The organism is Massilia sp. CT11-137 (assembly GCF_047302885.1).
GTDB lineage: Bacteria > Pseudomonadota > Gammaproteobacteria > Burkholderiales > Burkholderiaceae_D > Telluria > Telluria orientalis.
Genome location: NZ_JBKYMP010000001.1, coordinates 303,453 through 322,079, shown reverse-complemented (window position 1 = coordinate 322,079; position 18,627 = coordinate 303,453). Strand labels below are relative to the sequence as shown.

The 18,627-nt window shown below is 61.5% G+C and carries 15 protein-coding genes; 10 read left to right on the top strand and 5 right to left on the bottom strand.

What is annotated here, in order from left to right:
* Positions 1–913: 913 nt before the first annotated feature.
* Positions 914–2,743 (bottom strand): glutamine--fructose-6-phosphate transaminase (isomerizing), encoded by a 1,830-nt coding sequence (glmS, locus tag ACEN98_RS01465; protein WP_413338694.1) that lies wholly within the window; start codon positions 2,741–2,743, stop codon positions 914–916.
* A gap of 146 nt (positions 2,744–2,889) precedes the next feature.
* Between glmS and ACEN98_RS01460 the strand changes: the two genes are divergently transcribed.
* Positions 2,890–3,363 (top strand): Lrp/AsnC family transcriptional regulator, encoded by a 474-nt coding sequence (locus ACEN98_RS01460; RefSeq protein WP_413380847.1) that lies wholly within the window; start codon positions 2,890–2,892, stop codon positions 3,361–3,363.
* A 252-nt stretch (positions 3,364–3,615) separates the two neighbouring features.
* On the opposite strand, the gene glmU is transcribed toward ACEN98_RS01460, so the two are convergent.
* Positions 3,616–4,992: a bifunctional UDP-N-acetylglucosamine diphosphorylase/glucosamine-1-phosphate N-acetyltransferase GlmU gene (gene glmU, locus ACEN98_RS01455; protein ID WP_413380845.1), complete on the bottom strand. Its 1,377-nt coding sequence runs from the start codon at positions 4,990–4,992 to the stop codon at positions 3,616–3,618.
* Positions 4,993–5,020: 28 nt separating this feature from the next.
* Here glmU and ACEN98_RS01450 point away from each other — a divergent pair, with 28 nt between their 5' ends.
* From ACEN98_RS01450 to ACEN98_RS01425, 6 genes are all read left to right on the top strand, one after another.
* Positions 5,021–5,917, top strand: a complete 897-nt coding sequence (locus ACEN98_RS01450; protein ID WP_413380843.1) for a DUF6279 family lipoprotein — start codon at positions 5,021–5,023, stop codon at positions 5,915–5,917.
* Positions 5,918–5,935: 18 nt separating this feature from the next.
* Positions 5,936–6,577 carry a 16S rRNA (guanine(966)-N(2))-methyltransferase RsmD gene (gene rsmD, locus ACEN98_RS01445; protein WP_413380841.1) on the top strand — a complete coding sequence of 214 codons (642 nt, stop codon included), beginning with the start codon at positions 5,936–5,938 and terminating at the stop codon, positions 6,575–6,577.
* Between the two features lie 121 nt (positions 6,578–6,698).
* On the top strand, positions 6,699–7,199 hold the full coding sequence (gene coaD, locus ACEN98_RS01440; RefSeq protein WP_036237176.1) for a pantetheine-phosphate adenylyltransferase: 501 nt from the start codon (positions 6,699–6,701) through the stop codon (positions 7,197–7,199).
* Positions 7,200–7,212: 13 nt separating this feature from the next.
* Positions 7,213–7,476: a YfhL family 4Fe-4S dicluster ferredoxin gene (locus ACEN98_RS01435; protein ID WP_413338704.1), complete on the top strand. Its 264-nt coding sequence runs from the start codon at positions 7,213–7,215 to the stop codon at positions 7,474–7,476.
* Between the two features lie 332 nt (positions 7,477–7,808).
* A complete protein-coding gene (locus tag ACEN98_RS01430; RefSeq protein ID WP_413380839.1) occupies positions 7,809–9,371 on the top strand; it encodes a methyl-accepting chemotaxis protein in 1,563 nt (520 codons plus the stop codon).
* A 50-nt stretch (positions 9,372–9,421) separates the two neighbouring features.
* Positions 9,422–10,024, top strand: a complete 603-nt coding sequence (locus tag ACEN98_RS01425) for a chalcone isomerase family protein (RefSeq protein WP_413380837.1) — start codon at positions 9,422–9,424, stop codon at positions 10,022–10,024.
* A 554-nt stretch (positions 10,025–10,578) separates the two neighbouring features.
* Here ACEN98_RS01425 and ACEN98_RS01420 read toward each other — a convergent pair.
* Entirely contained in the window at positions 10,579–10,776 is a 198-nt protein-coding gene (locus ACEN98_RS01420) for a hypothetical protein (RefSeq protein ID WP_156403983.1), read from the bottom strand.
* A gap of 200 nt (positions 10,777–10,976) precedes the next feature.
* On the opposite strand from ACEN98_RS01420, the gene ACEN98_RS01415 reads away from it, so the two are divergent.
* Positions 10,977–11,957 (top strand): LysR family transcriptional regulator, encoded by a 981-nt coding sequence (locus ACEN98_RS01415; protein ID WP_056133791.1) that lies wholly within the window; start codon positions 10,977–10,979, stop codon positions 11,955–11,957.
* 32 nt (positions 11,958–11,989) lie between these two features.
* On the opposite strand, the gene ACEN98_RS01410 is transcribed toward ACEN98_RS01415, so the two are convergent.
* On the bottom strand, positions 11,990–12,445 hold the full coding sequence (locus ACEN98_RS01410) for an Lrp/AsnC ligand binding domain-containing protein (RefSeq protein WP_036171419.1): 456 nt from the start codon (positions 12,443–12,445) through the stop codon (positions 11,990–11,992).
* A 181-nt stretch (positions 12,446–12,626) separates the two neighbouring features.
* Between ACEN98_RS01410 and putA the strand changes: the two genes are divergently transcribed.
* The gene (putA, locus tag ACEN98_RS01405) at positions 12,627–16,262 is read left to right on the top strand and encodes a trifunctional transcriptional regulator/proline dehydrogenase/L-glutamate gamma-semialdehyde dehydrogenase (RefSeq protein ID WP_413380835.1); all 3,636 of its coding nucleotides are present in this window, start codon (positions 12,627–12,629) and stop codon (positions 16,260–16,262) included.
* A gap of 103 nt (positions 16,263–16,365) precedes the next feature.
* Positions 16,366–17,481, top strand: a complete 1,116-nt coding sequence (gene ald, locus ACEN98_RS01400) for an alanine dehydrogenase (protein ID WP_413380833.1) — start codon at positions 16,366–16,368, stop codon at positions 17,479–17,481.
* Here ald and ACEN98_RS01395 read toward each other — a convergent pair.
* Entirely contained in the window at positions 17,451–18,236 is a 786-nt protein-coding gene (locus tag ACEN98_RS01395) for a 5'-methylthioadenosine/adenosylhomocysteine nucleosidase (protein ID WP_413380831.1), read from the bottom strand. The genes ald and ACEN98_RS01395 overlap by 31 nt on opposite strands.
* Between the last annotated feature and the right edge of the window lie 391 nt (positions 18,237–18,627).

Genomic DNA, 18,627 nt, shown 5'->3' with positions numbered 1-18,627 from the left:
ACTACCTCAAGTCCTTTGATCTGATTCCCGACAAGAAAGAGATACCGCCGGAATTACTGCTTTATGCCGAACCCGGCAGACGCTGTTGCTGTTGAGAATTTCCTATCGGCGATTATGATTGTTCGGCGTAATAGAAAAGCAAAAAGCCCGGCGTTTCCGCCGGGCTCTGTACTTGTGGCCAACCTTTTTAGTTCAAGGTTAACTTTTGTGGAAGAGCAAAAAAGTTTGACACAAGCGCACCTATGGCGTACCGACTCCGATATGCCGAGCATCGAAATAATGTTCGACACAAACGCCCTTCGGGGCGTCTCTGGTCCACGATTTGCAACAATAAAGTTTGACACAGCCTGCACGTCGGCGGCAAGGCCACACCACCATCCGCTATCGACCTTGGATTTCTAAACAGGCTTCGCCCAATGGAATTTTATAAGCCAGAATGAAAGTAAAACGCACGGTAGTACAAGAAGAAGCTGGATAAACATGGCGACAGGCAGGATTATAAGTATAAGGAAACTGCCCAATCCGCTGGCAACACCTATTGCTGGCCATAACTTGGACAGTCGGGCATTGCGTATCCACTGGACGCTCATAACGATATGTGCCACCCAAGCCACAACCCACATGCATTTCATAAAAACCGGAACTTGGTCAGTCCCGATCCCGACGCTCATGACGAATATCCCTGGCAATGAGAAAGCGTAGTAGAGAAAAACGATACCTAGCCTCTGGAACGTCGGCCTACTGGATGACGCTCTTCTAAACCGGATTTCCAAGGAAGACTCCCTATTGGATCGCGCAACCGATAACTGACGTTACCAAAATCATCGCTTCACAGCACCTTTGTGTCTAACTTTATTGTTTTGTGTCCGGCTTTATTGTTCGTCCACACTTTTTCTATCTACAGCCGTACCCCTTACTCGACCGTCACCGACTTCGCCAGATTCCGCGGCTTATCCACATCGGTACCCCGCGCCAGCGCCGTGTGATACGCCAGCAGCTGCAGTGCCGCCACGTGCAGGATCGGCGACAGCAGGCCGTAGTGTTCCGGCAGTCGAATCACGTGCACGCCTTCACCCGACGTGATCTGGGTGTCGACGTCGGCGAACACGTACAGCTGGCCGCCACGGGCGCGCACTTCCTGCATGTTCGACTTCAGCTTTTCCAGCAGCGCGTCGTTCGGGGCGATCGTCACCACCGGCATCTCTTCCGTCACCAGCGCCAGCGGGCCGTGCTTCAGTTCGCCGGCCGGGTAGGCTTCGGCGTGGATGTACGAAATTTCCTTCAGCTTCAGCGCACCTTCCAGGGCGATCGGGTAGTGGATGCCGCGGCCCAGGAAGAGGGCGTTTTCCTTGCGGGCGAATTCCTCGGCCCACGCGATCACCTGCGGCTCCAGCGCCAGCACGGACGACAGCGCGACCGGCAGGTGGCGCATCTGCTTCAGGTAGTTCGCTTCCTGCTCGTCGGTCAGGCGGCCATTCACCTGGGCCAGGGTCAGGGTCAGCAGGAACAGTGCGGCCAGCTGGGTCGTGAAGGCCTTCGTCGACGCGACGCCCACTTCGACGCCGGCGCGGGTGATGTACGCCAGCTTGCACTCGCGCACCATTGCGCTCGTGGAGACGTTGCAGATCGTCAGCGTGTTCGTCATGCCGAGGCTGCGCGCATGCTTCAGCGCGGCCAGCGTGTCGGCCGTTTCGCCGGACTGCGAGATCGTCACGACGAGGGTGTTCGGGTGCGGGACGCTGTCGCGGTAGCGGTATTCGCTGGCGATCTCGACGTTCACCGGCAGCTTGGCCACCGACTCGATCCAGTACTTGGCCGTCAGGCCCGCGTAGTAGCTGGTGCCGCAGGCCAGGATCAGCACGCGGTCGATTTCCTTGAACACGCGGAAAGCCTGGTCGCCGAACAGTTCCGGCATGATGCCCGTCACGCCTTCCAACGTGTCGCCGACGACGCGCGGCTGTTCGAAGATTTCCTTCTGCATGTAGTGGCGGTACGGGCCCAGCTCGGCGGCGCCGGTGTGGGCGTGCACGGTCTTGACTTCGCGCTCGGCCGGACGGCCTTCGGCATCGACGATCCAGTAGCGGGCCAGTTGCAGGTCGACGACGTCGCCTTCTTCCAGGTAGATGATCTGGTCGGTGGTGCCGGCCAGCGCCATCGCGTCGGAGGCGACGAAGTTTTCGCCTTTGCCCAGGCCGACGATCAGCGGCGAGCCCTGGCGGGCGGCCACGACGCGGTGCGGCTCTTCGCGGCAGAACACGGCGATCGCGTAGGCGCCGTGCAGGCGCTTGACGGCCTGCTGCACGGTGTCGAACAGGTCGCCGTTGTACATGTGGTCGACCAGGTGGGCGATGACCTCGGTGTCGGTCTGGCTCTGGAACACATAGCCCAGGCCGGTCAGCTCGGCGCGCAGCTCGTCGTGGTTCTCGATGATGCCGTTGTGGACGAGGGCGATGCGCGCGTCGTCGCTGTTCGGCGAGAAGTGCGGGTGCGCGTTCTTGGTGGCCGGCGCGCCGTGCGTCGCCCAGCGGGTGTGGGCGATGCCCGTGAAACCTTGCAAGTGGGTTTCCTGGATTTGCGCTTCCAGATCGGCCACGCGCGACGTGCTGCGCGAGCGCGCCAGGCGGCCGTCCACGTGCAGCGCCACGCCGCAGGAATCATAGCCGCGGTATTCGAGACGCTTCAGGCCTTCGATGAGCACTGGGGTGATGTTGCGTTGGGCGACTGCGCCGACGATGCCACACATGGGAAACCTCCGAAATCGATGAATGCATGCACTGTAGAGTAGAGGAAACGAAATATGCTTTCTAAGTGCGCCTCATTTTGATAGATAATTTCACGACACATTCGACATGAAATATCCTTTCATTTTTCTCGAGAGATTTTACTTATATGGCGCAAGAGGGCCCAAACCTTGACGATCTGGATCGTCGCATCCTGAACATCCTGCAGGTTGATGCCTCGCAGACCAATGCAGAATTGGCGGAATTGGTACACATCTCGCCGCCGACTTGCCTGCGCCGTGTCAAACAGCTCAGGGAGAACGGTGTTATCGAGCGGCAAGTTGCGATCGTCGCGCCGGACAAGGTCGGCGCGCGTCTCTCCGCCATCGTCGAGATCACGCTGGACGTGCAGGCCGCCGACCGCATGGCGGAGTTCGAGCAAGTGGTGGCGGACGAGGCTGCCGTGCTGCAGTGCTACCGTGTGTCACCCGGGCCGGATTTCGTGCTCGTCGTGCAAGTGGCCGACATGCCGGCGTATCACGCCCTGGCGCACCGCCTGTTCACCACGCACAGCAATGTGCGCAACGTCAAAGCCTACTTCTCCACATTCCGCAGCAAGTTCGAAACGCGTATCGGCGTCTGACGACCTGTGGATAACTCTGTGCGCTTATTCCTGGCGCATCGGCAAGCCAGCGGCGCCATCTCCCGCCACATGCGCATTTCACTGGGTTTCTGAAACGATCAGGCCCGCCGGGACAACGCGGTGGGCCTGTGGATGACTTTGTGGATGATGTTGTGGACGGGCAGTTGACATCCCTGTGCACAGGCAGTGGACCAGGCTGTGATTACCCTGTGTTTTTGCCGTGGATTGCCTGTGCGTATGCGGTGGACAAGCTTATTTCTTGACCTTGACCGGGCGCGTCCAGTTCTCGATCGTCAACTGCTTCGGTCGCGAGATCGTCAACTTGCCGGCCGGCGCATTCTTGGTCAGCGTGGTGCCGGCGCCGATCGTCGCGCCCTTGCCGACCGTGACCGGGGCCACGAGCTGGCTGTCGCTGCCGATGAACGCTTCGTCTTCGATGATCGTGCGGAATTTATTGGCACCATCGTAATTGCACGTGATCGCGCCCGCGCCGATGTTCACGCGCGAACCGACGTCGGCATCGCCCACATAAGCAAGGTGGTTCGCCTTGCTGTGCGCGGCGACCTTGCTGTTCTTGATCTCCACGAAATTGCCCACATGGACGTCCTCGCCCAGCTCGGTACCCGGACGCAAACGCGCATACGGGCCGATGATCGATTTTTCGCCGACGACGGCGTCTTCCAGGTGGCAGAACGGCTTGATCTGGGCGCCCGCGGCGACGGTCGCGTTCACGAACACGCTGTGGGCGCCGATCGTCACACCGTCGCCGATGACCACGCGGCCCTCGAACACGCAGCCGACGTCGATGGTGACGTCGCGTCCGCAGACGAGTTCGCCGCGCACGTCGATACGCGCGGGATCCATCAGGGTCACGCCCTGTTCGAGGAGGGCGATTGCAATGTTCAGCTGGTGACGGCGCTCGAGCTCGGCCAGTTGCACCTTGCTGTTCACGCCGGCCACTTCCCATTCGGCGGACGGCTGGGCCGACACGACCGGTACGCCGGCCGCGACAGCCTGGGCGACGATGTCGGTGAGGTAATATTCGCCCTGTGCATTGTTGTTCTTCAGCGAGCCGAGCCAGGACGTCAGGTGGCGGGTGGGGATGACCATGATGCCGCTGTTGATTTCCTTGATGGCACGTTCGGCTTCATTCGCATCCTTCTCTTCGACGATGCGCACGATGTTGCCGTTCTCACGGACAATACGGCCGAGGCCGAACGGGTTCGCCTGTTCGACCGTGAGGATCGCCAGCTTGTCGTCGCCGGCGGCTTCGACCAGGCGGCGCAGCGAGGCGGCCGTCGTCAGCGGCACGTCGCCGTACAGGACGAGCGTCGGCTCGTTCTCGTCGATCTGCGGCAGGGCCTGCATCACGGCGTGGCCGGTGCCCAGCTGCGGTTCCTGCAGGGCCGTGTCGATCGCGACGCCGCCCTGGCCCGACCAGGCTTGAACCGCACTCGGCACCGCTGCGCCGCCGTGCCCGTAAATCACGCATAATTTACTCGGGTCCAGGCTGCGCGCCGTATCGATAACATGCTGCAACAGCGGCTTGCCGGCCAGTGGATGCAAGACTTTCGGCAGTGCGGATTGCATGCGCTTTCCCATGCCGGCGGCGAGGATGACTACGTTCATAGGCCGTTCTCAAAACGAGTTAAAAAAGATGAAAAAGTTTAACACGCCCCCTACCGTGTTCCTGCGCGTACGCATGCTGTTCCTGATTGCCTTCGTGGCGCTGCTGAGTGCGTGCAGCGCGATCCGGTTCACCTATAACCACGGTGACACGCTGCTGTACTGGTGGTTGAACGCGTATCTCGATCTCGACAGCGACCAGTCCGACTGGGTCAAGAAAGATATCGACAAGCTGTTCCAGTGGCACCGCACGACGCAGCTGCGCGATTACGCCGGCCTGCTGACCAAGATGCAGCGCCAGCTCGGCGACGGCAATGTCACGCAGGACGAATTGCTGTCCGACTACCGCGACGTCAAGGCGAGAACGGAATTGCTGGCCTTTAAAGCGCTGCCGGATCTGGCCGACCTGGCGATGTCGATCAAGCCTGACCAGATCGCGCAGATGGAAAAGAAGTTCGCGAAAAATAACGAAGACTTCCGCAGGAAATTCATGAGCGGCAGCGTCGAGGACCAGCATAAAGCCCGCTATAAAAAGGCGCTGGAACAGCTTGAATTATGGTTCGGCAGTTTCAGCCGCGACCAGGAAGCGGCACTCCGCAAGGCGTCCGATGCACGCCCACTCGACAACGAGATCTGGCTGCAGGAACGCGTACTGCGCCAGAAAAAAATCATCGCGCTGCTGCAGCGTATTCAGCGGGACAAGCTGAACAAGGAACAGACGATGTCGGCGATCCACGACCTGCTGCGCGACTTGTTCGACCGCATGGATGCGCCGGAGCGCAAGGCATTCTTCGACGCCTATGTCGACAACACGTCGAAATTCATCCTGACGGCGATCCGCCTGACGACGCCGGACCAGAAAGCCCATGCGCAGAAACGCATGCAGGGCTGGATCAACGACTTCAACGCGCTGGCTAGCGGGAAATAAGATGCTATATTCCGCCCCATGCAAAAAAAGAAGTCCGCCCCAATCTACGCCCGCCGCCCGGGCCCGCCGCAGCAGGTCCGCATCATCGGCGGCGCCTGGAAGCGCACCCCGCTTCCCGTTCTCGACGCATTTGGCTTGCGTCCCACGCCCGACCGCGTCCGCGAAACCGTCTTCAACTGGATCAATCACCAGATGACGGGCGGCTGGGACCGCGCCGACTGCCTCGACCTGTTCGCCGGCAGCGGCGCCCTCGGTTTCGAGGCGGCCAGCCGCGGCGCGCGGTCCGTCACGATGATCGACACCGTCGGCCCCGTCGTGCGCCAGCTCGAACTGATCAAGGACAAGCTCAAGGCGGACAACGTGCGCATCCTGCGCGCCGATGCCCTGGCCGTGGCGCGCGACTTCATCCAGCGCGGCCAACGCTTCGACGTGATCTTCCTCGATCCGCCCTACCAGCAGGATTTCCTGGTCCAGGCCCTGCCGCTCTGCGCGCAACTGCTGAACGAAGGCGGTCTCGTGTATGCCGAATCGGGCGAGCGCCTGCCGTTCCCGGAGACGGATGAGGCGGCCGAGGACGTCCCCGAATGGCTGCAGCCCTGGCAGCTGGTCCGCGCCGACAAGGCCGGGATGGTGCACTACCATTTGTTAAAGTTGCGTTAAAACACCGCTTTTCTGGGCAAAACTGCTTAAACAATAAGCAAAATGGGCCCCCTCCCCGGGCGGTTGCCGAAATTTCAGGCATAATGCGCGTCTATTCAGGTGCATTCTCCAGGGAGCCGCAATGGTTGTAGCCGTTTATCCAGGAACTTTCGATCCGCTCACGCGCGGCCACGAGGATTTGGTGCGTCGCGCATCGGGTCTGTTCGACACCCTGGTGGTCGGGGTCGCCGACAGCAAGAACAAGCGCCCCTTCTTCTCGCTCGCCGAGCGCCTGGAAATCGCCAACGAAGTGCTGGGCCATTATCCGAACGTGAAGGTCGAAAGTTTTTCCGGCCTGCTCAAGGATTTCGTTCGCCAGCATGATGCACGGGTGATCGTGCGCGGCCTGCGCGCCGTGTCCGACTTCGAATACGAGTTCCAGATGGCGGGCATGAACCGCTACCTGCTGCCCGACGTCGAAACCCTGTTCCTGACGCCGTCCGACCAGTACCAGTTCATCTCCGGCACCATCGTGCGCGAGATCGCGATGCTGGGCGGCGACGTATCCAAATTCGTGTTCCCCTCGGTCGACCGCTGGCTGCAAAAGAAAATCGCCGACATGGCGGCCGCACCGAAAGCCTGAGGTCTTATTAGTCATGGCATTACTGATTACCGACGACTGCATCAATTGCGACGTGTGCGAGCCCGAGTGCCCGAATGACGCGATCTCGATGGGCGCGGAGTTTTACCAGATCGATCCGCATAAATGCACGGAATGCGTCGGCCATTTCGATGAGCCGCAATGCCAGCAGGTGTGCCCGGTCGCCTGCATTCCGTTCAATCCCGAATGGCGTGAAACGCGCGAACAGCTCCAGGCGAAATACGAACGCCTGACCGCAGACAAGGCCAAAGCGGCCTGATCGCACAAGCCGGCCTGCGCCGGCTTTTCTTTTGGCGGTTTGCCATCCGCTACACCTCACCCAATGATTGCGTGCGCAATAAGTTCATTCATTACGCATACAATCATTATTCCCGTTCCAAAACACAACACTTTCCGCACTGCATTGGTGCGCAACAAAGCCGCGCCTTCGTTCGCTGGCATGTCTCCCGAGGCCGGGATTGTGCTCTTGCAGCATTGAAATAGTTTTGAGTCTCTAATTTCGCCAAACACATTGGTGCTATATTTATCTTGCAAAATTAGCACGGCCATTCTTTTTTTTGGACGGAGAGACTCACAATAATGATTAGAAATATGAGTATCGGCCAGCGTCTGGCCATCGGGTTCGGGGTCGTGATTGCCTTGCTGGTGCTGCTGGCGGGGCTGTCATACGTCAGGATTGCCAGCCTGAACAAGGAAATGGAGACCCTGGTCAACGTGCGTTACGCGAATACCGTCGCGGCCAACCACATCAAGGAAGACGTGAGCGAAGCGACGCGCAGCATGCTCAACGTCCTCATCATGACCGATCCGGACCAGATCAAGAAAGAGCTGGCGAACACGGAAGCGAGAAGCGCCAGCGCCACGGCCCAGGTCGCCGAGCTGGCCAAGAGCACGGGCGATGCCGAGGCCGCCGACATCCTGAAAGCGCTGGCCACCATCCAGAACAAATTCCTGCCGGCGCAAACGGCATTCATCAAGCTCGTCGACGAAGACCGCAAGGACGAGGCGATGATGAAATTCATGTTCTCGCTGCGCCCCCAGCAAACCCGCTATTTCGAACAACTCGACAAATTCGTCGCCTGGCAAAACGCCGCGATGCACCAGGCCGGCGCCGACACGGCCGCCGTCACACAGCGCACGCAGATGCTCATTCTGGCGCTGACGACGGTCGCGGCCGGGCTGTCGCTGGGCGTCGCGTGGCTGGCCACGCGCAGCATCACCCGGCCGCTGGGCCAGGTGGTGGAGATCGCCCGCCGCGTCGCCGACGGCGATCTCACGAGCGACATCGCTGTCGACAGCCGCGACGAGGCGGGCCAGATGATGGAAGCGCTGCGCCACATGAACGCCAGCCTGATCCGCATCGTCGGCGAAGTGCGCACGAGCACGGAATCGATGTCCTGCGCGTCCGGTGAAATTGCCACCGGCAACCAGGACCTGTCGACGCGCACGGAATCCCAAGCCATGTCCCTGGCGCAAACGTCGAGCTCGATGCGGGCGCTGACCGGTACCGTGCAACAGAACGCGGACAATGCGCGCCAGGCGAATCAACTGGCGGCCCAGGCGTCGGAAGTGGCGGCGCGCGGCGGTTCCGTCGTCGCGCACGTCATCGACACAATGGGCTCGATCACGGCGTCGTCGAAAAAGATCGTCGACATCATCGGCGTGATCGACGGTATCGCGTTCCAGACGAATATCCTCGCCTTGAATGCGGCGGTCGAGGCCGCGCGCGCGGGCGAGCAGGGACGCGGCTTTGCCGTCGTGGCCTCCGAAGTACGCAGCCTGGCGCAGCGCTCGGCCGCGGCCGCCAAGGAAATCAAGCTGCTGATCGGCGATTCCGTGGACAAGGTGCAGGAAGGCAGCACGCTCGTCGAGCAGGCCGGTGTGACGATGGCAGAGGTCGTCGAAAGCGTGCGCCGCGTCACCGACATCATGGGTGAAATCAGCGCTGCCAGCCTCGAGCAGAGCGCCGGGATCGCCCAGGTCAGCCAGACGATCGTCGCGATGGACGAGACGACCCAACAGAACGCCGCCCTCGTCGAGCAGGCCGCCGCCGCCGCCGCATCGATGCAGGAACAGGCGCAGCGCCTGGCGCGCGCCGTCAGCGTGTTCAAGCTGCAGAATGTCCAACCTACCCTGGCGCTGGCCGCGGCCTGAACGGCGGCCACGATGTTTACAACGATAGCTTTCCCACCAAGGAGACAACCATGACTGCCCGTAAATTTGCCATCAAGGGCCTGCTCGCAGGCGCCATTCTGACCCTGGCCGCCAGCCTGCCGGCCATCGCCGCCGTCGTCGACGTGAACGGCTACAAGTTCGACGACATGACGAAGGTCGCCGGCAAGGACCTGAAACTGAACGGCGCCGGCATGCGCACCAAATTCATCGTCAAGGTCTACGCGGCCGGCCTGTACCTGCCGGAGAAGAAGAACAACACGGCCGAGATCCTGAAGGAAGAGGGCCCGCGCCGCGTGACCCTGCAGATGGCGCGCGACATCTCGTCCGAGGATTTCGGCAAGGCCTTCATGGATGGCCTGAACGAGAACATCGACAAGGCGGAAAAACAGCGCATCGTGGCCCAGATCAGCAAGATGGGCGAGCTGTTCGCGTCCGTCGACGGCCTCAAGAAGGGCGACGTGCTGCACCTGGACTGGATCCCGGGCACCGGCACCCAGGCCGAGCTGAACGGCAAAAAGCTGGGCGGCCCGATCCCTGACGTCAACTTCTACAACGCGATCCTGCGCATCTGGCTGGGCGACAAGCCTGTCGACCGCTCGCTCAAGCCGGCGCTGCTGGGCGACGCCAAGTAATCCGCTCGTTTTTCTTCGAAACGCGGCCCCGGGCAACCGGCGGCCGCGTTTTTTTTCGTCCCTCGTTTTTTGACTGCGCACCACCCGGATTTCTGGATGAGGTGGGGTGCCAGCCGGCGCGTCGATGCCTCTGGCGGCGCATCCATTCGACAGGATCGAAGTTACCTCAACTCATCCATACAAAATGACCAATCATGAACTTCTCTTATTTTGCGAGGATGACTCAGCAACTACATTGAATTCATCTCTATCTCATCCTTATGATGCGGCATTCGACTGCTACCCGACAAATTCAGCGAAATTCCTCATATCTCATCAATATGATGCCATCTTCTTCAAACTCATCATCAACTCATCGATTCATGAATCATCGATTTTTTGATACACCATCCATTCGACGACTGATTGTTAAATTAAATCACCAAAAAAAGCGCCTGACAACTCGAGCGACCACGAGTTACCGGCGACGGGTAAGAGTAGGGGCGAAAAAAGCGGCGCCCGGTTATCCGGGCGCCGCTTTCGGGAATGAAGCTGTGTAGACTAGACTGTAAGGATCAGTGCGATCCCACCGCTGCGGCCTGCGCACGCTGCCTGCGTGCCGCCAGTTCGCCCTTCGTCGGGCGCGGGCGCACCACCAATACCAGCGCGCGTACGATGCCGACCAGCAGGGGGCGGAAGAACATCAACACGCCGCCCAGCAGGGTCAGCTGGACCATGCACAAGAGCAGGTGGGTGAAGGGCAGAGCCAGCACCGGGGTCTGGAAAAGGGTGTCGGAGAAGGACATGGGAAGACTAAGTAGCAAGCTGATCTATTCGTTCGATGTCACTATAGTGCAACGCAACATATAAATCTAATTACACTTGGTAATAGCTATTATATTGATCGTGAATGGAAATCGGGTACACTTACCGTACCGACAAACCATTTATTGCCCGTCCTGAACGGAGTCCCATGAGCTTCCTCACGCTTGATCTGAACCTGCTCCGCGTCTTCGACGCCGTCATGACCGAGCAAAACCTGACACGCGCCGCCGGTCACCTCGCGATGACCCAGCCGGCCGTCTCGAACGCCATCAAACGCCTGCGCGAAAGCCTCGGCGACGAATTGCTGATCCGCACGGCCTACGGTGTGAAACCGACGCCGCGCGCGGAAGCGCTGTGGCCCGCCGTGCGCCAGGCGCTGGCCGCGCTGGAAGCGGCCGTGATGCCGGAAACCTTCGACGTTTCCAAGGCCCAGGCGACGTTCCGCATGGCGATGGCCGACGCCACTGCCGCCCTGTGGCTGCCTTCTCTGGTGCGGTCGATCGAAAAAGAGGCGCCGGGCGTCAACATCCGCATGGTGCCGCTGACCACGCGCGAACCGCGGCCGATGCTGCTGCGCGGCGACATCGACCTCGCTGTCGGCTTCTTCCCCGGCGTCGCGGCCCAGCTGTCGTACGAAACGGGTTCGCCGATCCGCCACGAGCGCCTGTATTCGGGAGAATACGTCGTCGTGATGCGCAAGAATCACCCGCTCGCACAGGGCACGCTCTCCCTCGACGATTATTGCAAGGCGAACCACCTGCTGGTGAGCTTCTCGGGCCGCGCCCACGGCCTCGTCGACGAAGCGCTGGCGCAGCTCGGCCGCGAGCGCCGCATCCTGCTGACCGTGAACCAGTTCTTCACGGCCGGCCGCGTGGTCGCGAACTCGGATCTGGTCACGGTGTTGCCGAAGCATCTGATCGCGTCGACCGGTGCGGCCGAACAATTGATCTGGCGCGAGCTGCCGTTCCAGCTGCCGGCCGTGCACCTGGACATGCTGTGGCACGAACGCGACGGCCGCAGCCCGGCCCACCGCTGGCTGCGCAAGAACCTGGAAAACCTGTCAGCCTCGGCGCAAAAAATGCTTCCGCAGAAGTCGGAAACGTCGGAAAAGATGGAAAAGATTGCCTGAAGATACAAACGCCCTGCCTGCCAGGGCGTTTTTCATTTGATGGGCAGCTTGGTCGTATTCTTGACTTCTTCCATCACCGCATACGTGTGCGTCTCGCGCACGCCTTTCTGCAGCAGTGTCTTGCCGAGGAATTCGCGGTAAGCTGCCATGTCTTTCACGCGCGCCTTGACGAGGTAATCGAACCCGCCGGCCACCATGTGGCATTCGAGCACTTCGGGAATCAATTGCACGCTCTGCTTAAACGCGTCGAAGACTTCCGGGGTGGTGCGGTCCAGCACCACTTCGATGAACACCAGCAGCGACACGTCCAGCAGCTGCGGATTCAGCTGGGCTGTATAGCCCATGATGTAACCGGACTCGTGCAGCTTGCGCACCCGCTCGAGGCAGGCGGCGGGCGACAGGTTGACCCGTGCGGCGAGCTCGACGTTGCTGATACGCCCGTCGCTCTGTAGTTCGGCCAGGATTTTCTTGCTGATCTTGTCCAGCATGTGTTCTCTCTCCACTATAAATATTATTTGGTGAAATTCTCTCACCAAAAACTATCTATTGCTAGTCTTCTGTAAAAACAGAATTAATCCAGAAGATTTCCTTCTACAATCGAATCATTGATCCGCACTCCAGACCGGCGTTTGCCGGTGCCCGTCCTCATCCATTTTTTCCTGACCGTTCATGAACATTGCCGCCTTCCCGGCTTCCACCTACGTCCCTTTCGACGCCCTGCAGGCCGAAACCCGCCGCGAACAGACGCCGCTGCGTGCGGCGATCACCGCCGCCTACCGCCGTGACGAGACCAGCGCAGTGGAATGGCTGCTGGCCCAGGGTGCCAGCGCCAACGGCGACGCCTACATGCTGGCGCACCGCCTCGTGTCGGCCGTGCGCGAAAAACGTACGCGCTCGTCGGGCGTGGATGCGCTGATGCACGAATTCTCGCTGTCGTCGGAAGAAGGCGTCGCACTGATGTGCCTGGCCGAAGCGCTGCTGCGCATCCCCGACACGGAAACGGCCGACCGCCTGATCGCCGACAAGATCAGCAAGGGCGACTGGAAAAAGCACCTGGGCGAATCGCCGTCGCTGTTCGTGAACGCCGCCACGTGGGGCCTGCTCGTCACCGGCAAGCTCGTGTCGTCCAGCAGCGAGAAGGGCCTCGGCGCCGCGCTGACCCGCATGATCGCCAAAGGCGGCGAACCGCTGATCCGCAAGGGCGTCGACCTCGCGATGCGTATGCTGGGCAACCAGTTCGTCACCGGCCAGACCATAGCCGAAGCCTTGAAGAACAGCGTCGAAAACGAAACCCGCGGTTACCGCTATTCCTACGACATGCTGGGCGAAGCGGCGCTGACGGAATCCGACGCCGACAATTACTATGCCTCATACGAAGCGGCCATCCACGCGATCGGCAAGGCCTCCAATGGCCGCGGCATCAAGGACGGTCCGGGCATCTCGATCAAGCTGTCGGCCCTGCATCCGCGCTACAGCCGCGCGCAATATGCCCGCGTGATGGGCGAACTGCTGCCGCGCGTGCGCAACCTCGTGCTGCTCGCCAAGGAATACGACATCGGCATCAATATCGACGCCGAGGAAGCGGACCGCCTGGAAATCTCGCTGGACATGCTGGAAGCTCTTGCTTTCGATCCATCCTTGGCCGGCTTCGAAGGCATCGGCCTGGTCGTGCAGGCGTACCAGAAGCGCTGCCCGTTCGTGATCGATTTCGTCGTGGACCTGGCCCGCCGCAGCGGCCGCAAATTCATGGTCCGCCTCGTCAAGGGCGCGTACTGGGATGCGGAAATCAAGCGCGCCCAGGTCGACGGCCTGCCGGGCTATCCGGTGTACACGCGCAAGATCTACACGGACGTGTCTTACCTCACGTGCGCGCGCAAGCTGCTCGCCGCGACGGACGTGATCTACGCCCAGTTCGCCACGCACAATGCACATTCGCTGTCCGTGATCTACACGTGGGCGAAGGCCGACAACGTCACCGATTACGAATTCCAGTGCCTGCACGGCATGGGAGAAACGCTGTACGACCAGGTCGTCGGCAAAGAGAACCTCGGTAAAGCTTGCCGGATCTACGCGCCGGTCGGTTCGCACGAGACACTGCTCGCCTACCTCGTGCGCCGCCTGCTGGAAAACGGCGCGAATTCGTCGTTCGTGAACCAGATCGTCGACGAGAGCGTGCCCATCGACACCCTGCTGGCCGATCCGTTCGAAGCCGCACGCGCCGCGCACTGCCTGCCGCACCCGCGCATTCCGCTGCCGCTGACTCTGTTCCCTGACGGCCGCCGCAACTCCACCGGGCTCGACCTGGCAAATGAACACGTGCTGGCCGAACTGGCCGCAGACCTCGGTACACCGCGCCATTACGTGGCCGCACCGCTCGTCGACGGTCCCGTCGCAGCGGCCGGTGCGCTGAACATCGTGAATCCCGCGCAGTCGGCGGACATCGTCGGCCAGGTGACGGAAGCGACCACCGCCGACGTCGATACCGCGCTGCAGGCCGCCGTGAACGCGAAACCGGCCTGGGAAGGCATGGGCAATGCCGGTCGCGCCGACATCATCGCCCGCGTCGGCGATCTGTTCGAGCAATACCGCGGCGAACTGATGGCCCTGGCCGTGCGCGAAGCGGGCAAGTCTCTGCCGAACGCGATCGCGGAAGTGCGCGAAGCCGTCGATTTCCTGCGCTATTACGCGGCTGAGATCCGCAATGCCCCGCAAGCCCGCGCGCTGGGACCGGTGACGTGCATCAGCCCCTGGAACTTCCCGCTCGCGATTTTCACGGGCCAGGTCGCCGCCGCGCTGGCCGCCGGCAATGTCGTGCTGGCAAAGCCGGCCGAGCAGACGCCGCTGATCGCCCACCGCGCCGTGCAATTGTTCCACGAAGCGGGTGTGCCGACAGCCGCGCTGCAGCTGTTGCCGGGCCGTGGCGAGACCGTCGGCGCCGCATTGACCTCCGATGCGCGTGTAAAAGCCGTCATTTTTACGGGCTCGACGGAGGTTGCGCAATTGATCAACCGTACGTTGGCCGCACGTTCCGCACAGGAAGGCGCCGACATCCCGCTGATCGCCGAGACGGGCGGCCAGAACGCGTTGGTCGTCGATTCTTCCGCACTGCCGGAGCAGGTCGTGCAGGATGTGCTCAGTTCCGCGTTCGACAGCGCCGGCCAGCGCTGCTCCGCCCTTCGGGTGCTGTTCCTGCAGGAAGACATTGCCGATAAAACGATCAAGATGCTCAAGGGCGCCATGCAGGAATTGCGCGTGGGCGTGCCGGACCGCCTGTCCACCGACATCGGCCCCGTCATCGACAAGGAAGCCCAGCAAAACCTGCTCGGCCACATCGAGCGCATGAAGGCGACGGCGAAGCAGCATTTCTCGCTGGTCTTGCCGGACGTGTTGCTGTCGCAGGGGACGTTCGTGCCGCCGACCGTGCTCGAGATCGGCTCGATGAGCGAACTGAAGCGCGAAGTCTTCGGCCCCGTGCTGCACATCGTGCGCTGGCGCCGTTCCGAGCTGGACAAGGTCGTCGACACGATCAACGCGACCGGCTACGGCCTCACGCTCGGCGTGCATTCGCGCATCGACGAGACGATCGAATTCATCACGACGCGGGCCCACGTCGGCAACATCTACGTGAACCGCAATATCGTGGGCGCCGTCGTCGGCGTCCAGCCGTTCGGTGGCGAGGGGAAATCCGGCACCGGTCCGAAGGCCGGCGGTCCGTTGTACCTGAAGCGCCTGCAACAGGATGCGGCGCCGCTGCTGCGTCACGCACGCCGCAGCAATAACGCGCTGGACGGCCTGCTTGCCTGGGCGTGCGCGAACGGCCACGGCGACATCGCGAACCTGGCAAACGGTTACATGGAAACGACGCTGGACGGCGTGCGCATCGACTTGCCGGGCCCGACGGGCGAGCGCAACCAGCTCGATTTCGTTCCGCGCGGCACCGTCCTGTGCGCGCCGAACGGCACGGCGAGCCTGCTGAACCAGTTGGCGGCCGCGTTCGCGACGGGCAACCGCGCGCTCGTGCTGGCGGAAACGCTGCCCGCGTTGCCGATCGCCGTCAAGGAACGCGTGCGCTTCATCAACGCGCAGGAGCTGGATGGCAGCGAGTTCGCCATGGCCCTCGTCGAGCAGGGTCTCCCCGGGGATCTGCAGGCGCGGCTGGCGGCCCGTCCGGGGGCGATCGTCGGCATCGTCGACACCCGTGCGGGCGAACCGGTGGCGTTGTGGCGGCTGGTGGCGGAACGCGCCTTGTGCGTCAACACGACCGCGGCAGGAGGTAACGCAAGCCTGATGACGCTCGGTTTGTAATCCGGGTCCTGATGGCTGCGACGCCGCGGTAGCAGGTTTCTAACCTGCGCCGCGGCGTTTTGTTTTTGGAGATGTTTTTCGTAGGTTTAACCTGGAGGCAGACATGTTGATAGGCGTACCAAAAGAAATCAAAAACAATGAATTCCGGGTGGGCTTGACGCCCCCCAGCGTGCACGAACTGGTCGCGCGCGGGCATCGGGTCATCGTGCAGACCGGCGCCGGTGCCGGCATCGGGTTGACGGACGAGCAATACGCGGCTGCCGGCGCCACGATCGTCCCGTCGGCGCAAGAAATCTTCGCGCAGGCCGACATGGTCGTGAAAGTGAAGGAACCGCAGCCGCAGGAATGCGCGATGCTGCGTCCGGGACAGATCCTGTACACGTATCTGCACCTGGCGCCGGATCCGGAGCAGACGGCGGCCCTCGTGCAATCCGGCGCCGTGTGCATCGCGTACGAAACCATCACGGGCCCGGGCGGCGGCCTGCCGTTGCTGGCGCCGATGAGCGAGGTGGCGGGGCGGATGTCGATCCAGGCCGGCGCCAGCCACCTGGAAAAATCGAAGGGCGGCGCCGGCATCCTGCTGGGCGGCGTGCCGGGCGTGGCGGCGGGCCATATCGTCATCATCGGCGCCGGCGTCGTCGGCACGAATGCGTTGCAGATGGCGGCCGGTATCGGCGCACGTGTCACCGTGCTCGACAAGAACGTCGACCGCCTGCGGCAGCTCGACCTCGTCTACGGCAACCGGATCTCGACCCTGTATTCGAACGCGCACGCGATCGAGGAAGCGGTGCTGTCGGCCGACCTCGTCATCGGTGGCGTGCTCGTGCCCGGTGCCGCGGCGCCGAAGCTCGTCACGCGCGACATGGTGTCAAAAATGAAAAAAGGGGCTGTCGTCGTCGACGTGGCGATCGACCAGGGCGGCTGTTTCGAGACGTCGCATCCGACCACGCACGCCGATCCGACCTTTGTCGTGGACGGCGTTGTTCACTATTGCGTGGCGAACATGCCGGGCGCAGTGGCCCGCACGTCGACATTTGCGCTGAACAACGCGACGATCGGTCATGCCGTCGCGTTGGCGACGAAGGGCTGGCGGCAGGCCATGCGCGACGATCCGCACCTCAAGAACGGTTTGAATGTCTGCGAAGGCAAGGTGACCTATGCGGCCGTCGCGAAGGATCTCGGCTATGACTACGTGCCGGCGGATACCCTGTTGGCCTGATGTTGCCAACCCAGGCAAAACTGCCTGACGATGTAAAAAGCATACCGCGCGGCCACGAATTTCACGAAACGCATGAAATCCGTGGCCGCGTGTTCGTTGGCGTTGTCGGAAATCGTCCGGATCACGCCGAACGGGATGCCTAGCTCAAAACAGGCCTGCGCAACCGCGGCGCCTTCCATCTCCACCGCCAGCAGACCCGGCAATGCCTCATTCAACGCGTCCAGACGGTCCTTGTCGCTCACGAACTGGTCGGCGCTGGCGATCAGGCCTCGATGCAGCCGCGGCCCGCTGAGCGCGAATACGGCCCTTTCCCCGGGGTCGACGGCAAGCGCGAAGTCGTCTTCCAGGAAGCGGTGCGCCGCATCCGCCAGCTGCAACGCCATGTGGTGGTCGGACAGGAAGTGCGTCAAACCCGTCAACGGCACTTCGTAGCGGGGGAACAAAGGGCTCGCATCCATGTCGTGCTGGACGAGCGATTCGGCCACGACGATGTCGCCGACACGGATCGAAGCGTCTCCAGCGCCAGCCACGCCCGTAAAGAGGATGTGGGTAACACCGAACTTCTCCACAAGCGTTGCGGTCGTCAGTGCCGCTGCAACCTTGCCTATACGCGATAAAACGCACACAGCGTCGATTTCCCACAGTCGTCCGAGGAAGTACTCGCGCATGCCGTGCGTGAGCTTGTAGGCCCCTTCCATGGCCTCTACGAGCCCCTGCTGTTCTTCGTGCAACGCACTGATGATCCCTAATCGCATGGTTCAGCCTGGTTTTTAGATGGGTTGACGGACGGTTTTGGCGGCTTGTTCCCGCTGTTCGCTCTGTCTTTGTATTAATAAAACAAAGATATATATAAAAAATGGTAGTGATAGTAAACGCCTTCCTTCCTGTGGATAAGAAGGAATTTGTCTACAGCGTCAACGGTTTACGTGCTCACGAAGCGGCTGGACAAGCATTGTATCGATGCTGAACCGATGTTGGACAAAAACCAGGCGAGCAGAAAAAACGGCCGTTCTGCACATCCGATCCTGTGGATATGCAGCGCCTTTTCCACAGTCGAGCTGGTTTTGTCTACCGGCGGGACGTTCGCGGGCTGCGAACGCTGTTCCGGATGCGACCTCGGCATCGTGTTCTTCCTGTAGACAAACG

What these genes read in the sequence shown, in the direction of transcription:
- coaD (WP_036237176.1), top strand. Translation starts at nt 6,699, where the DNA reads ATGGTTGTAGCCGTTTATCCAGGAACTTTCGATCCGCTCACGCGCGGC.
- ACEN98_RS01410 (WP_036171419.1), bottom strand. Translation starts at nt 12,445, where the DNA reads ATGCTGGACAAGATCAGCAAGAAAATCCTGGCCGAACTACAGAGCGAC.
- putA (WP_413380835.1), top strand. Translation starts at nt 12,627, where the DNA reads ATGAACATTGCCGCCTTCCCGGCTTCCACCTACGTCCCTTTCGACGCC.
- ACEN98_RS01435 (WP_413338704.1), top strand. Translation starts at nt 7,213, where the DNA reads ATGGCATTACTGATTACCGACGACTGCATCAATTGCGACGTGTGCGAG.
- ACEN98_RS01450 (WP_413380843.1), top strand. Translation starts at nt 5,021, where the DNA reads ATGAAAAAGTTTAACACGCCCCCTACCGTGTTCCTGCGCGTACGCATG.
- rsmD (WP_413380841.1), top strand. Translation starts at nt 5,936, where the DNA reads ATGCAAAAAAAGAAGTCCGCCCCAATCTACGCCCGCCGCCCGGGCCCG.
- glmU (WP_413380845.1), bottom strand. Translation starts at nt 4,992, where the DNA reads ATGAACGTAGTCATCCTCGCCGCCGGCATGGGAAAGCGCATGCAATCC.
- ACEN98_RS01430 (WP_413380839.1), top strand. Translation starts at nt 7,809, where the DNA reads ATGAGTATCGGCCAGCGTCTGGCCATCGGGTTCGGGGTCGTGATTGCC.
- ACEN98_RS01415 (WP_056133791.1), top strand. Translation starts at nt 10,977, where the DNA reads ATGAGCTTCCTCACGCTTGATCTGAACCTGCTCCGCGTCTTCGACGCC.
- ACEN98_RS01460 (WP_413380847.1), top strand. Translation starts at nt 2,890, where the DNA reads ATGGCGCAAGAGGGCCCAAACCTTGACGATCTGGATCGTCGCATCCTG.
- ald (WP_413380833.1), top strand. Translation starts at nt 16,366, where the DNA reads ATGTTGATAGGCGTACCAAAAGAAATCAAAAACAATGAATTCCGGGTG.
- glmS (WP_413338694.1), bottom strand. Translation starts at nt 2,743, where the DNA reads ATGTGTGGCATCGTCGGCGCAGTCGCCCAACGCAACATCACCCCAGTG.
- ACEN98_RS01395 (WP_413380831.1), bottom strand. Translation starts at nt 18,236, where the DNA reads ATGCGATTAGGGATCATCAGTGCGTTGCACGAAGAACAGCAGGGGCTC.
- ACEN98_RS01425 (WP_413380837.1), top strand. Translation starts at nt 9,422, where the DNA reads ATGACTGCCCGTAAATTTGCCATCAAGGGCCTGCTCGCAGGCGCCATT.